General features: G+C 29.8%; 16 protein-coding genes. 15 read left to right on the top strand and 1 reads right to left on the bottom strand.

All coding sequences use genetic code 11. From position 1 onward, the window contains the following. The first annotated feature begins 34 nt into the window (after positions 1-34). From mvk to AXF11_RS04595, 14 genes are all read left to right on the top strand, one after another. Positions 35-919, top strand: a complete 885-nt coding sequence (gene mvk, locus AXF11_RS04660; protein ID WP_197416850.1) for a mevalonate kinase — start codon at positions 35-37, stop codon at positions 917-919. 50 nt (positions 920-969) lie between these two features. Further along, positions 970-1,947, top strand: a complete 978-nt coding sequence (gene mvaD / locus AXF11_RS04655) for a diphosphomevalonate decarboxylase (RefSeq protein ID WP_068155387.1) — start codon at positions 970-972, stop codon at positions 1,945-1,947. 78 nt (positions 1,948-2,025) lie between these two features. Then, complete coding sequence (mutL, locus tag AXF11_RS04650) at positions 2,026-4,065, top strand: DNA mismatch repair endonuclease MutL (protein WP_068155385.1); 2,040 nt, start codon at positions 2,026-2,028, stop codon at positions 4,063-4,065. A 23-nt stretch (positions 4,066-4,088) separates the two neighbouring features. Continuing rightward, the gene (locus AXF11_RS04645) at positions 4,089-4,559 is read left to right on the top strand and encodes a 23S rRNA (pseudouridine(1915)-N(3))-methyltransferase RlmH (protein ID WP_068155383.1); all 471 of its coding nucleotides are present in this window, start codon (positions 4,089-4,091) and stop codon (positions 4,557-4,559) included. Positions 4,560-4,570: 11 nt separating this feature from the next. Continuing rightward, positions 4,571-4,996, top strand: coding sequence for a hypothetical protein (locus tag AXF11_RS04640; RefSeq protein WP_068155381.1), 426 nt, complete (start codon positions 4,571-4,573; stop codon positions 4,994-4,996). A gap of 21 nt (positions 4,997-5,017) precedes the next feature. Next, the gene (locus tag AXF11_RS04635) at positions 5,018-5,389 is read left to right on the top strand and encodes a DUF1934 family protein (RefSeq protein ID WP_068155379.1); all 372 of its coding nucleotides are present in this window, start codon (positions 5,018-5,020) and stop codon (positions 5,387-5,389) included. A gap of 39 nt (positions 5,390-5,428) precedes the next feature. Further along, positions 5,429-6,922 carry a lysine--tRNA ligase gene (gene lysS / locus AXF11_RS04630; protein WP_068155377.1) on the top strand — a complete coding sequence of 498 codons (1,494 nt, stop codon included), beginning with the start codon at positions 5,429-5,431 and terminating at the stop codon, positions 6,920-6,922. A gap of 193 nt (positions 6,923-7,115) precedes the next feature. Continuing rightward, positions 7,116-8,054 carry an Hsp33 family molecular chaperone HslO gene (locus AXF11_RS04625; RefSeq protein WP_068158243.1) on the top strand — a complete coding sequence of 313 codons (939 nt, stop codon included), beginning with the start codon at positions 7,116-7,118 and terminating at the stop codon, positions 8,052-8,054. 135 nt (positions 8,055-8,189) lie between these two features. After that, positions 8,190-9,116 (top strand): D-alanine--D-alanine ligase, encoded by a 927-nt coding sequence (locus tag AXF11_RS04620; protein ID WP_068155374.1) that lies wholly within the window; start codon positions 8,190-8,192, stop codon positions 9,114-9,116. 20 nt (positions 9,117-9,136) lie between these two features. Next, positions 9,137-9,802, top strand: coding sequence for a 5'-methylthioadenosine/adenosylhomocysteine nucleosidase (locus tag AXF11_RS04615; RefSeq protein ID WP_068155373.1), 666 nt, complete (start codon positions 9,137-9,139; stop codon positions 9,800-9,802). A 124-nt stretch (positions 9,803-9,926) separates the two neighbouring features. Continuing rightward, a complete protein-coding gene (locus AXF11_RS04610; RefSeq protein WP_068155371.1) occupies positions 9,927-10,670 on the top strand; it encodes an SPOR domain-containing protein in 744 nt (247 codons plus the stop codon). 15 nt (positions 10,671-10,685) lie between these two features. Continuing rightward, positions 10,686-11,684, top strand: a complete 999-nt coding sequence (locus AXF11_RS04605) for a DHH family phosphoesterase (protein WP_068155369.1) — start codon at positions 10,686-10,688, stop codon at positions 11,682-11,684. 24 nt (positions 11,685-11,708) lie between these two features. Then, complete coding sequence (locus AXF11_RS04600; protein ID WP_068155367.1) at positions 11,709-11,921, top strand: hypothetical protein; 213 nt, start codon at positions 11,709-11,711, stop codon at positions 11,919-11,921. A gap of 15 nt (positions 11,922-11,936) precedes the next feature. After that, on the top strand, positions 11,937-12,245 hold the full coding sequence (locus AXF11_RS04595; protein WP_068155366.1) for a hypothetical protein: 309 nt from the start codon (positions 11,937-11,939) through the stop codon (positions 12,243-12,245). Positions 12,246-12,310: 65 nt separating this feature from the next. On the opposite strand, the gene AXF11_RS04590 is transcribed toward AXF11_RS04595, so the two are convergent. After that, on the bottom strand, positions 12,311-12,802 hold the full coding sequence (locus tag AXF11_RS04590) for a DUF441 domain-containing protein (RefSeq protein ID WP_068155363.1): 492 nt from the start codon (positions 12,800-12,802) through the stop codon (positions 12,311-12,313). Positions 12,803-12,961: 159 nt separating this feature from the next. Between AXF11_RS04590 and AXF11_RS10835 the strand changes: the two genes are divergently transcribed. After that, positions 12,962-13,552 (top strand): lysozyme inhibitor LprI family protein, encoded by a 591-nt coding sequence (locus AXF11_RS10835; protein WP_231724769.1) that lies wholly within the window; start codon positions 12,962-12,964, stop codon positions 13,550-13,552. Positions 13,553-13,595 lie beyond the last annotated feature (43 nt).

Genomic DNA, 13,595 nt, shown 5'->3' with positions numbered 1-13,595 from the left:
GGATAAAAAAATATTTTTTTGAAAAGGGATGAGAATGAAAAAAGGTATTGGAAAAGCACACAGTAAAATTATATTATTAGGAGAGCATTCCGTTGTCTATGGCTATCCCGCAATAGCAATTCCGTTAAAAAAAATTGAGATAGAATGTAAGATTTTGGAAAGTAGGACAAACTTTTTATGTAATAAAAATGACACACTTTCGGTTGCAATTTTTACGGCACTAAAATATTTGAAAAAAGAAAAAGCAAAAATAAAATACAATATAAAGTCAAAAATTCCGCCAAAAAGGGGAATGGGTTCGTCAGCAGCAGTGAGCATTGCAGCAATTCGGGCGGTGTTTAATTACTTTGATAGAGAAATTAAAGATGATTTATTGGAAAAACTGGCAAACATTGCCGAAATTACGGCACATCAAAATCCAAGCGGACTCGACGCAAAGACCTGCCTTAGCGAAAAGCCTATAAAATTTATAAAAAACAAAGGTTTTTCCTATATCGAAATAAATTTAGGAGCGTATCTTGTCATTGCGGATTCGGGAATTTATGGGAACACAAAAGAAGCTGTGGAAAAGGTGAGAAAATTGGGAGATATTGCAAAAGAGCCATTAAAAAAGCTGGGAGAATTAACCGAAAGATTTGAAAGTTTGATAAAAAATAAATTTGAAACTGAAAAAGTAAAAAAAATCGGACAAATAATGACAAATGCGAATGACGAATTAAAAAAAATAGGTGTTACGATTGAAAAAACAGAAATATTTGTAAAAAAAGCGTTGGAAAATGGAGCAAGTGGAGCAAAAATTTCTGGCGGAGGACTAGGAGGCTGTGTTATCGCACTTTGTAAGTCGCAAAAAATTGTAAAAAATGTAAAAAAAATTTTGATTGAGAGTGGAGCGGTAAATATTTGGATAGAAAAAATTTAAAAATAGAAATGTTGGAAAAATAAAAAAATTTGAGATGGAGAAAAATTAAGATGGAAAAGGTGAAGTCGTACGCAAATATAGCGATTATAAAATACTGGGGAAAAAAAGACGCAAAAAAAATGATACCTGCCACAAGCAGTATTTCTTTAACTTTGAAAGATTTGTATACGGAAACGGAAATTGGGTTTATAGATGACATGGAAATAAAAAAAGAAGTCGAAAAAAATGGAGAAAAATTTTCTGGAATTAGAGATTTATTTTTTTTAAACAGCGAGCTGCAAGATAAAATTCATACAGAAAAAATTAGCAAAGTAGTGGATTTGTTTAGAACGCAAGAAAATGAAAAAAATAAAAAAGTTAAAATTAAAACGACAAATAATATGCCAACAGCTGCGGGCCTTTCATCAAGTTCAAGCGGATTATCAGCGGTAATCAAAGCCTGTAACAAGTTATTCAAAAAAAATTTGTCGCAGGAACAATTGGCACAAATTTCTAAGTATGGTTCAGGGTCTTCTGCCAGAAGTTTTTTTGGACCTGTTGCCGCTTGGGACAAGGACAGTGGAAAAATTTACAAGATAAATACGGATTTAAAATTGGCGATGATTGTCTTAGTTTTGAGCAAAAGTAAAAAGGAAGTATCTAGTCGGGATGGAATGGAACGTTGCTTAAAAACCTCGACATATTTTGAAGAGTGGATAAAGCAGTCGGAAATTGATTTTAAAAATATGAAAAAATATTTGCAAGATAATGATTTTGAAAAAGTTGGAAAATTAGCGGAAGAAAATGCGTTAAGAATGCATAAGACAACTGAAACTGCAAATCCGCCATTTTCATATTTTTTACCTCAAACTTATAAAGCTATGGAATTTGTAAAAAATTTAAGAGATAAGGATAGCGAAAAATGTTATTTTACGATGGATGCGGGACCAAATGTGAAGGTGCTTTGCTTGGAAGAAGATTTGGAGAGATTGGCAAGGATATTTTCTAAAAAATATGAAGTGATTGTGAGTAAAACTGTTGAATTGTAGTATTATAAAATAAAAAAGGAGAACCGCTATTCTTCAAATAAAAAAATTAAAAAGTAAAAAAAGAAAGGGGAAATTTTTTTGGGAATTATAAAAATTTTGGACGAAAGTGTGTCTAACGTTATTGCAGCAGGGGAAGTTGTGGAAAATCCAGCTTCGATGATTAAGGAGATGGTTGAAAATTCTTTAGATGCAAAAGCTACGATGATTAAAATTGAAGTTTTTAAGTCGGGGGTAGATGTCAAAATTAGCGACAACGGTATCGGAATGGATAAAGAGGACACACTTTTATCGGTGGAGCGACACGCCACTTCTAAAATTGAGAAAAAGGAAGATGTGTTTAATTTAAATACTTACGGTTTTCGTGGAGAAGCGCTTTCTTCAATTGCCGCTGTTTCAAAACTTACGATTTTGACGAGAACAAAGGAAAGTCTGGTAGGATATAAAATTTCAAGTTACGGTGGAGTTGTGAGAAAATTTGAAGAAGTCTCAAAAAATGTTGGGACAGAAGTGGAAGTGCGAGATTTATTTTACAACACCCCTGCGAGAAAAAAATTTTTACGAAAGGCTTCCACGGAATATTCTAAAATTAGGGAAATCGTTCTAAGAGAGGCTCTGGCAAATAGTAGTGTCGCTTTTTCACTGGATTTGGACGGGAAGAATTCTATCAGGACAAGCGGAAAAGGGATGGAAAATACGATTTTGGAATTGTTTGGAAAGTCGGTTTTAAGAAATTTAAAAAAATTTGAGTACGGATATTTAGGAAATGTGGAAATTTTGAGAAGTACAAAAGATTTTTTATTTACTTTTGTAAATAACAGATATGTAAAATCACTTACAATTGAAAGAGCGATAATAGATGGATATTACACAAAACTTATGAAAGGGAAATATCCTTTTGCCATAATTTTTTATAACACCGACCCAAAAGAAATTGATGTCAACGTCCATCCGTCCAAAAAAATAGTTAAATTTTCCAATGATAAAATTGTTTATAGTGAAATAAAATCAGCGATTGATGACTTTTTTTATTACGCTGACAGAGAAAATTGGCAACCGAATATTGATTTGATTAAAAAAAATATAAATTTGAATGAAAAAAATAGTACAAAAAATGATTTGTTTGCAAGTGAAGTGCCAACAGTTGAAGAGAATAAATTTTTAAGTCTTGAGACTTTTGATGGGAAAATTGAAAGTGAAGAAAAAAATAAAGAAAAAAAAGACGATAAAAGAAATGAAGAAAATAAAGAATTGAAAAATTTTTCTCAAGATGATAGAAAAAATAATGAAACTAAAGAAAATAATAAGTTTAAAAATATGTCTAAACTAGAACCAGAAAGAATTTTTAATAAAGGTCAAAATAAAAATTCTAATTTAACTGAGTTTTATAAAAAAGATGAAGATAAAATTTTTAGTAGCAAAAATTTTGAAAGTGAAAAAACAGAAAAAGTAAAAGGTGAAGTTCCTTATAAAAATGATGAAATTCTGGAAATAAATCAAGGGGGAAATTCTAATTATAAAGTTGGAACATTTGAAAAAAAAGTTGGATTGCAAGTGGAATATGATGTTTTAGGACAGATTTTTGACACTTATATTTTGGTTAAAAAAGACAATGAGCTTGAAATCTACGACCAGCACATCATTCACGAAAGAATTTTGTACGAGGAGTTAAAGGAGAAGTTTTATGGGAAAAAAATTGACTCAATTCAGCTTTTGATTCCTAAAAAGATGGAAGTTACTCAAATTGAAAAAGAGATTATATTTGAAAATATTGAAATTTTTAACAATTTTGGGTTTGAAATTGACGAATTTTATGAAAATGAGATTTTAATTCGGGCGGTACCGATTTTTGATTTTAGAGACAGCGCAGAAAATGTCTTTGAAAAATTGTTGAGCGATTTGAAAAATGAAGTTGAAATAAAGGATTTGAGGGAAAAGATTATTATTTCAATGTCCTGTAGAGGAGCTGTAAAGGCAGGACAAAAATTATCTTTTGATGAGATGCAAAATATGGTGAGAAGAATCCATGAAGTTGGAAAGTACACTTGTCCGCATGGCAGACCAATTATTGTAAAACTTACTAAGAACGATTTGGATAAAATGTTTGGGAGAAGAAAATAAATAATTGACAATGAGGAGAAAATATGGTAAGAATTAATGTAGTGTGTGTGGGGAAAGTTAAAGAAAAGTATATAAAAGATGGGATAGAAGAATTTTTAAAAAGGTTGTCAAAATATGTAAAATTGGATATAATCGAATTAACTGAAGAAGATGACAACAAAGGGGTAAAAAATGCCGTAGATATTGAAACACAGAGAATAATAGGTACAATTACTAAAAAAAATTATTCATACAGCATTTTGCTGGATTTATCTGGAAAGATGATGACATCTGTGGAGATGGCAGAAAAGATAGAAAAAATTTTGCTTACAAACAGTGAAATTAATTTTATAATCGGCGGCTCAAATGGAGTTGCTGACAAACTTAGAGAGATTGTCGATTTTAGGTTAGCATTTTCTAATTTTACATTTCCGCATCAATTGATGCGACTTATATTAGTTGAACAAATATATAGATGGATTTCGATAAATAATAATATTAAATATCATAAATAGTGGAGGAAATTATGTATTCAGCTGGTGAAGAATTTGAGAGATACAACGAAGAAGATGAATTGGAAAGTTTTACTTGTATTGCTAATGTCAATACCGATGGCAAGGAATATTTAGTATGTGATGATGAAAATGGGGATAAAAGAGTTTTTTTGTATGACAGTATCGAAGAAGAAATAAAAGATTTGGATGAAGATGAGCAGGAGCGAATTTTAGAGATTTGGGACAACGAATATTATGGTTCTGATAAGGATTATATGTATTGGAATGAAGATTTCGGAGAATATGACAAAGGCGATGATTTTGAAGAAAAAATTGATGAGAGTGATTTTGGAGTACTCGATGACGACGAAAATGAATTTTTAGAGGAAGAAGACGATGACGAAGAAATTGACGAAGATTTGGATGAATTTTTGGATGAATTTTTGGATGAAAAATAAAAAATTTAAAAAGGGAAAATTATGAAAATAAAAATAAAAAGTTTGGACAAATTTTTACAAGATTACGAGAAAGTATTTGAACTTACGAAAGTAATAGATTTGGACGAAAAGAAAGAGTATCATTACAGCGATGAATATGGAAGGTGTAAAATCGTTGACTACAATGATTTTGTTGAGATTTACCGCCGTGGAGAAATCAATTCAAAGCAAGTATTTAAAGTCAGTAAACATACACCATTTATTTATATGACAAAGCAATTTCATACAAAATATAAAATTTTTACAAAAAATTTTGAAAAAGAAAATGACAAAATGACGTTAGAATATGATATAATGGATAATGACATTGTAATAAACAACATAAAATTAAATATTTATTTTATGAGAAAATAAAAGAAAAATAAAAAAATCAAAATAAAGAAAGGAAAAGTGATGAGTAATCAAAAAAATCAAACGCCAAATGACAATGGTATAATAAAAGAAAAATTAAAAAAAGTGGCAGAATTAAAAGAGATGGGAATTGAGCCTTATGGAAGAACTTACGACAAAGAAAACGACATTGCCGAAATTAATAAATACGATGAAACATACGACAAAGTATTTAAAACAGCGGGAAGAATTGTAGGATTTAGAAGAATGGGGAAAAATGGATTTGGAAAGTTGCAAGATCCAACTGGACAAATTCAGTATTATGTGAAAAAAGAAGAAGTGGGAGAAGAACAATACGAAATTTATAAAAAATTGGGACTTGGAGATTTTCTTGGAATTGAAGGGACACTTTTTAGAACTAAAACAGGAGAATTGACATTAAGAGTAAAATCTTTTGAAGTGCTATCAAAAAATGTAAGACCACTTCCAGAAAAATTTCACGGACTGACTAATGTGGAAACTCGTTACAGACAAAGATATGTTGATCTGGTAATGAACAGGGAAGTTATGGAAACTATGAAAAAAAGATTTCAAGTGATACGATTTTTCAGAAATTATTTGGAGAAAAAAGGTTTTACTGAAGTTGAAACTCCGATGATGCATCCAATTGCTGGGGGAGCGACTGCAAGACCATTTGTAACACATCACAATGCTCTTGATATGGAGTTATTTTTAAGAATTGCACCAGAACTTTATTTAAAAAGATTATTAGTCGGTGGATTTGAAAAAGTGTTTGAAATAAACAGAAGTTTTAGAAATGAAGGAATTTCTGTAAAACATAATCCAGAGTTTACAATGATGGAACTTTATCAAGCTTACGCTGATTTTAACGATATGATGGATTTGACAGAAGACTTAATTTCAAATCTAACTTTAGAGCTTCACGGAAAATATGACATTGAATATGAAGATAAGACAATTAATATGGCAAAACCTTGGAGAAGGGTTACAATGAAAGAAATTGTCAAAGAGAAAACTGGATTTGATTTTGACAGTATTTCAGACGACGAAGAAGCCATAGAAAAAGCGAAAGAATTCGAAATTCCTTTAGAAAAAGATAAAACTTATACAAAATTTGGGATTTTGAATTTATTCTTTGAAGAAAAAGTGGAAGAAACGTTGATTAACCCAACATTTGTAACAGAATATCCAAAAGAAATTTCACCGCTTTCAAAAAATCAAAAAGGTGAAACTGAGTGGGTGGATAGATTTGAGCTATTTATTTCAGGAAGAGAGTTTGCAAATGCGTATTCAGAATTAAACGACCCTCAAGATCAAAAGGAAAGATTTGAAGAACAGGTTAAATTAAAAGAAGCAGGAGATGACGAAGCTCAGGGAATGGATTTAGACTACATAAGAGCACTGGAATATGGAATGCCACCTGCAGGAGGACTTGGAATTGGAATAGATAGACTTGTTATGTTACAGACAAATTCTGCTTCAATAAGAGATGTCATTTTATTTCCAACTCTTAGAAAAGAAGACATTGATTTATAAATTATTTAGTTTTAAAAAATATTATTTAATAAAATTTTTTCTCACTACGCTAATTTTAGATAGTGAGATTTTTTTATTTTATTTTATTTTTCTAGTAAAAATAGTTTTGAAAATGTAAAAAAATATTGTATAATTTACACATAAAGTGAAAATTTAAATATAGCTAATAATAGAAAGATAGAAAGTGGGAAAAATGGTAAAAAAATCAGAATTGATAAGAGGGACGAGTAAATGTGCCAGATTTTTTGTCTGTGATACTACACAAGTTGTGAAAGAAGCACAAAATATACACAGACTGGATGCGATTGCAACGGTTAATTTTGGAAAACTCCTTACTGCCGCAGCTATGATGGGAAAGGATTTGAAAGTGGCAGATGGGCTTATTTCGTTGGAAATAAGTGGCGATGGTGCCTATGGAAAAATGGTTGCAACTGCGAATATGAAAGGCTATGTAAAAGGATATGTTGGAAATACTTCAAATGCTAAACTTGTAGACAAAGATGGAAATTTTGTAAGAGATGAAAAAGGGAGAATAAAGCTTATTGGCGATGGAATAATGCAAGTTAGAAAAGATATTGGACTAAAAGTGCCGTTTTCAGGAATGGTTGCGCTAAAAAATCAAGATATAGCGGACATTGTCGCAAGTTATTTTTTACATTCAGAGCAAATAAAATCCGTTGTTGCGCTTGGAGTAAAACTTAACGAAGATGGAACTGTAAATCGTGCAGGAGGTTATTTAATCCAGCTTCTTCCTGGTGTAGAAGATACTTTTATAGATAAACTGGAAGATAAATTGAAGCAAATCAGAAGTATCACAGAGTTATTAAACGGAGGATTTAGTCTTGAGAGAATAGTTGAACTTTTATATGAAGATATTTCGGTGTTTGAAGAAACTGAAGATGTTGATGGAAATCATAAAAAGAAATATGTTGAGAATTTTGAAATTTTGGAAAAAAGTGAAATTGAGTATAAATGTAACTGTTCAAGAGATACATTTTTTAAGGGTTTAATTACTTTGGGAAAAGAGCAAATTGATGAAATCTTAAAAGAGCAGGGAAAAATTGAAGTGGAATGTCATTTTTGTGGGGAAAAACATCAATTTGAAAAAAAAGATTTTGAAGGAGAGTTTTAAGTTAAAATAACTGAAAAAATGTGATTTTTTAAATTTGAAAATAGAGTTTTTTTCAAAGATAAAAAAATTAATTGTAAATTTATGTTTGAAAAAATTCAAATATGAATATCAAATAAAAAAAGAAAGGATGTAAAAATGGGTAAAATAAGAGTAGGAGTAATAAGAGGTGGAGTTTCAACAGAAAGAGAAATCTCGTTGAAAACTGGAAGTGAGATTGTAGCAAATTTGAATAGGGACAAATATGAAGTGTTTGATATTGTAATTGACAAGGAAAATGAAGTTTTTGAAAAAGTAAAAGATTTGAATCTTGATTTTGCTTATATTGCACTTCATGGAGTTTTCGGGGAAGATGGAAGGATACAGGCTATTTTACAAAGTCTTGGAGTGGCATACAGTGGACCTGGCGTGATGTCAAGTGCAGTTTGTATGGACAAGGAATTTTCTAAAAGAATTGTCGCAGGATACGGAGTTAGAATTGCAAAATGGATAAGCGTGCGTCGTGGAGAAACTGCGAATTTCGATGAAATAAAAGAAAAATTAGGAGATGAAGTTGTCGTAAAACCAAATAGCGGAGGTTCAAGTATTGGAGTAAGTTTTGTTTCTAATCAAAAAGAACTTGACAAAGGTCTTGATTTAGTATTTAGTATGGATAAGGAAGCTTTAATTGAAGAAGTTTTGACGGGAGTTGAAATAAGTGTGCCGGTAATTGATGGGAAAGTTTTTCCAACTATAAGAATAGAAGCGCTTGCAGGAGATTACTTTGACTTTGAATCTAAATATGCAAAAGGTGGAGCAAAAGAATACGTCTATGAATTTAGCGAAAAAGTTCAAAGTGAAATAAATAGATTTGCAAAAGATAGCTATTATGGACTAAAATGCGAAGGGTTTTCAAGAATAGACTTTATGGTGGTAAATGAAGACACGCCATATTTTATGGAAGTAAATACATTACCTGGAATGACAGCTGCAAGTTTACTACCTAAGAGTACAGCATCTCTGGGTTATAACTATGAACAGACACTAGATTTACTTATAAATTCTTCAATTAATGTGGAGAGATAAAATAAAAAAAGGAGTTGAAAATGATTGGGATTATAGGAGCTGTCGATGAAGAAGCAACAGAAATAAAAAAAGAAATTAAAGATGTAAAGGAGGAACTGATAAAGGGAATTTCTTTCTTTCGTGGAAAATTTAATGAGAAAGAAGTCGTTTTTGTTCAGTCAGGAATTGGAAAAGTGAATGCTGCGATTACGACGACGCTATTAATAGAAAACTTTGATGTTAAAACTGTTATTTTTTCTGGTGTTGCTGGTTCATTAAATGAAAGTTTAAAAGTGGGAGATGTTGTTGCGGGAGTTGATGTTGTTTATCACGATGTCGATGCTACAGCGTTTGGCTATAAAATAGGGCAGATTCCACAGATGAAACAGTGGGCTTTTGAATCGGATAAAAATCTTTTGGAAAAAGTTCAAAATATAAGTCATAAAGTTATTTTGGGAAGAATTTTGACTGGAGATCAGTTTATTAGTAAGAAAGACGTGAAAATAAAACTGGGTAAGGATTTTTCGGCGCTTTGTGTAGATATGGAAAGTGGCGCTGTCGCACAGGTTTGTAGCCGTCTAAATGTTAAATTTTTAATAATTCGCTCTATTTCGGACAGCCTTACTGATGAATCGGATATGGAATATAACAGTTTTGTAAAATTGGCGGCAAAAAATTCAAAAGAGATTTTAAAAGAAATAATATAAAAAATATTACATGAAATTTTTATAAAAAATTATTGATTTTAAGAAGATTTTATTTACACAATTAATTATTAATTATGGGATTATATTAAAATATTTTTTACTATTTTAAGGAAAGGGGAAAAATATGAGTTATCGATTAAATCCGTATAAAATTTTGAGAAGTGTGGTAATTTTAATAATTATTATTTGTCTAGTAGTGGTTACTATCAACTTTAAAAAAACTAAAGAAGCTACAACTAATGAAATAAAGAAAGATGTAAAACTTAGAACAAAAGATTTTTACAAATCAAAAGACTACAAAAATAATTTAACATTGCCAGAAAAAAACATTGAAGACAACAATCAAAATGTTATAAATGAATTAAAGACAGATGAAAATAAAACAAAAAATATAAATTTAAAAGATATTCAGAAAGATCAGAATGAGAAAAATCAAGCTGAGAAGAATCAAACTGAGAAAAAAAATGAAGATATCAAAAAAGCGCAGCAGGAAATCAAGGAGCAGCAAAAAAAAGCACAACAAGAATTAGAAAAACGAAAACAAAAAGAAAAAGAAGAAGCCGCAAAGATTGAAAGAGAAAAAGCGCAAAAGGCAAAAGCTCTAGCAGCACAGCAAAAAGCTAAGAAAGAAGCTGAAAAAGGTCCTAAAAAATACATTCAAGTGGCATCTGTAAAAACAGAAGCAACCGCCAAAAGTATAGTAAAAAAATTAGGAGGAAATTTTTATTATAAAAAGACAGTTGTAAACGGGAGAAAAGCATATGTTGTAATGTCAAATATGACAAATGACCCAGCAAAATTAAATTCTATGCAAAATACTGTTAAATCCAGATATGGTGGTGGTTATATGATAAGAGGTGGAAAATAAAAAAGAAGGTGAATGATGAAAAAAATTTTTAGAGGGAATATTACGCCAAAAGAAATTATAAAAAAAATAAAAAATTCAAAAAATATTGTGTTGACAGCTCACATAAATCCAGATGGAGATGCATTAGGCTCACTTTTAGCATTTTATTTTATAATAAAAAAATTTGACGAAAAAAAAAATATTCAAATTGTAGTAGATGATGAATTACCAAAATATATGCGTCATTTTGAGGATACAAAACTTATTTTAAGTTATGAAAAATTCTTTCAAAAAAATGACTTGAAAAATAAAAAAAATGATTTATTTATAAGTCTTGATTGCGCAAATGAAGAGCGTTATCAAAAATCTTTGGAAATAAAAAAACAAAGCAAAATTTCAATAAATATTGATCATCACATAAGTAATACAGAACACGCAGATTTTAATTATATCGAAGATATTTGCAGTACAGCTGAGCTTCTGTATCAGTTTTTAGAAATATTTGATATTGAATTAGATGAAAGAATTTCGACGTATTTGTATCTTGGGATAATTAATGACACGGGAAATTTCAGGCACGATAATGTTACTGAACACACATTTTTTGTCTGTTCCAAATTAATTAGAGCGGGAGCAGATAATCATAAAATTGCTAATATAATTTTTGCTGTCAGCGAGAAAAAAATAGATTTTTTCGGTGAAGTTTATAAAAACAAAAAAATTGATCATAACTACGATTTTGCGTATTATTATTTGACACACAAAAAAATGAAAGAGTTGGGAATTGAGAAGGATGACACTGATGGAATAGCAGAAATGCTTTTAAAAATAGAAGGTATGGAAATTTCACTTTTTGCAAGAGAAGAATCAGATGGTACGATAAAAGGAAGTTTTCGTGCAAATGAAAAATACAATGTAAATGAATTGGCGCAAAATTTTGGCGGCGGTGGTCATATAAAAGCGGCAGGATTTAAAACTAAATTGACTTTTGACGAAATTTTAAAAAAAGTGTATGAAAAATTTGAAGTTTTGTAAAAAATAAAAAAGAGGTAAAAACTTATGTTTGATATGTTCAACTATTTGAAAATGAAAGGTTTTACAAATGAGGAATTAGTAAATCATTTTGAGAAAATAGAAGAAATGAATCAAAATATTAACGATATTTTAAATAAGAATCCGAATGCAGTACTAAAAAAAATTGAGTTTAAGTATTTGGACGAAGAAAAGACAAAATTAAATTTTGAAATAAATATTGAAGTAATAAACAGATAAAATAGGAAAAGTGATATGAGAAAAAATAATTTGAAAAAACAGATAATAATAGCGTGTTTTGGGTTAATAGTGAGCTGTTCTTATGTTGGAGTGAGAACGGTTCCTGATTCAGCGGTTGTATCAAGAGATACAGTAGTAGAAAATAGTATTTTAGAAATAAAAAATAAATTTGGAGAAGAAATAAAACCACAAGATGTAGGAATTTATAAAAAAGGTTTTAGCGACTGGAAAGTGATTTTATATGGAGAAAACGCATATTATCAAGTAAAGGTAACCGAAGATGGGAAAATTGTTTCAAGTAAAGTTTTGAAATATAAAAATTAAAAAAATAGAATTTTTAGGAATTACTTCTAATTTTATATTAGGAGCAGTTCCTTTTTTCTATTTTTTTATTTAAAAAATAATGATACAATTTTTAATATACAAAATGTGATTCCGCTTGCAATGACAGGTCCAGCTGCAATTCCGCGCAAAAAGACAACTCCAATTACAGTTCCAGCAATCAAAGTTACTGTAATTTCTGGCTGATTTGAGAGTAATGACACCCCTTTTGCAGATAAAATCGATACCAAAATTCCACTAAAAATGGTAATCCATCCAATTGGAGATTTGAAAGCGTTAAATAAGTGATAAAATCTAATTTCTCCAGTGGCAATCGGAATTAAAATTGCAACTGTAATGACTAAAACTCCCCAGTTAATACCATTTTTCCTAAATTGTGTAATAAATTTTTCAATGTCTAAAAATTTGAAATTATAAAATTTTGAAATATCGAATAAAATTTTTAAAAGAATAACAAAAATGGTTGCATAAACGATAGATTTATTAAATTTTACAGTTCCAACTAATAAAATTAAGATTAAAAATATATAACTTTCCAAAATAAATTCTCCTCTCCAAAAATTCTTTTCTTTAAAGTATAGCACGAAAAACTAGTTTTCTCAACTAAAAAATTTTTAATTTTAATTTTTTTTTAAACAATTGATTTTTTGAAAAAAATAAGATATACTATATTAAGACAAAAAAAGGAGTTGGTTAAAATGAAAAAACTAGTAATTTCTCTAGTTGTATTAATTTTTGCTCTTAGTTGCTCTAAGGGAAGTAAAGAAAATAAGACAGAAAGAATTTCAAAGGTGGATTCGGGAAATTTTACAGAAGTTCAGGCATCTAAAAATGAAAAAGAAAAAGAAACTCAAAGTCAGGAAAGTTCTTATAGTAAAGGTAGAAATGAAACTAAGAATCAAAGTAACAGCTTTAATGTGGCATCAAATGGAAATTATACCAAAGAACTAAAAGCAAAAATGAAAAAAGTGGAAGAAAGATTACAAAGTAAACTTGATTCAGGAGTAACTTCAGAGATGGTAAATGCAAATGATGAACTTTATAAAGCGTGGGATGTTGAGTTAAATAAAGTGTATAAACTACTTATGGAAAGATTGCCTAATGGTGAAAAAGAAAAATTGAAAAATACTCAAAGAGCTTGGGTAAAAAATAAAGAAGTAAAAGCTAATGAAGCAGCGAAAGAAGCTGAAGGAGGAACTTTAGCGAACGTACTGTATTCAGGCACAATAGCAGATTTGATAAAAAATAGAACAATTGAACTGGCTAAGATGTACGATGATTTAAAATAGTAAAATTCAAAAAAGACTGGACTATATGCAGTCTTTTTTAGTA

Source organism: Leptotrichia sp. oral taxon 847, from assembly GCF_001553645.1.
GTDB lineage: Bacteria > Fusobacteriota > Fusobacteriia > Fusobacteriales > Leptotrichiaceae > Leptotrichia.
Note: the sequence above shows the minus strand (reverse complement) of the source record. Positions and strands in the feature narration are given on the sequence as shown.

Excerpts from the sequence above, each read along its gene's own strand:
- AXF11_RS04640 (WP_068155381.1), top strand. The coding sequence starts at position 4,571 with ATGTATTCAGCTGGTGAAGAATTTGAGAGATACAACGAAGAAGATGAA.
- AXF11_RS04595 (WP_068155366.1), top strand. The coding sequence starts at position 11,937 with ATGAGAAAAAATAATTTGAAAAAACAGATAATAATAGCGTGTTTTGGG.
- lysS (WP_068155377.1), top strand. The coding sequence starts at position 5,429 with ATGAGTAATCAAAAAAATCAAACGCCAAATGACAATGGTATAATAAAA.
- AXF11_RS10835 (WP_231724769.1), top strand. The coding sequence starts at position 12,962 with ATGAAAAAACTAGTAATTTCTCTAGTTGTATTAATTTTTGCTCTTAGT.
- mvaD (WP_068155387.1), top strand. The coding sequence starts at position 970 with ATGGAAAAGGTGAAGTCGTACGCAAATATAGCGATTATAAAATACTGG.
- AXF11_RS04610 (WP_068155371.1), top strand. The coding sequence starts at position 9,927 with ATGAGTTATCGATTAAATCCGTATAAAATTTTGAGAAGTGTGGTAATT.
- AXF11_RS04615 (WP_068155373.1), top strand. The coding sequence starts at position 9,137 with ATGATTGGGATTATAGGAGCTGTCGATGAAGAAGCAACAGAAATAAAA.
- AXF11_RS04645 (WP_068155383.1), top strand. The coding sequence starts at position 4,089 with ATGGTAAGAATTAATGTAGTGTGTGTGGGGAAAGTTAAAGAAAAGTAT.
- AXF11_RS04600 (WP_068155367.1), top strand. The coding sequence starts at position 11,709 with ATGTTTGATATGTTCAACTATTTGAAAATGAAAGGTTTTACAAATGAG.
- AXF11_RS04635 (WP_068155379.1), top strand. The coding sequence starts at position 5,018 with ATGAAAATAAAAATAAAAAGTTTGGACAAATTTTTACAAGATTACGAG.
- AXF11_RS04605 (WP_068155369.1), top strand. The coding sequence starts at position 10,686 with ATGAAAAAAATTTTTAGAGGGAATATTACGCCAAAAGAAATTATAAAA.
- AXF11_RS04620 (WP_068155374.1), top strand. The coding sequence starts at position 8,190 with ATGGGTAAAATAAGAGTAGGAGTAATAAGAGGTGGAGTTTCAACAGAA.
- mvk (WP_197416850.1), top strand. The coding sequence starts at position 35 with ATGAAAAAAGGTATTGGAAAAGCACACAGTAAAATTATATTATTAGGA.
- AXF11_RS04625 (WP_068158243.1), top strand. The coding sequence starts at position 7,116 with ATGGTAAAAAAATCAGAATTGATAAGAGGGACGAGTAAATGTGCCAGA.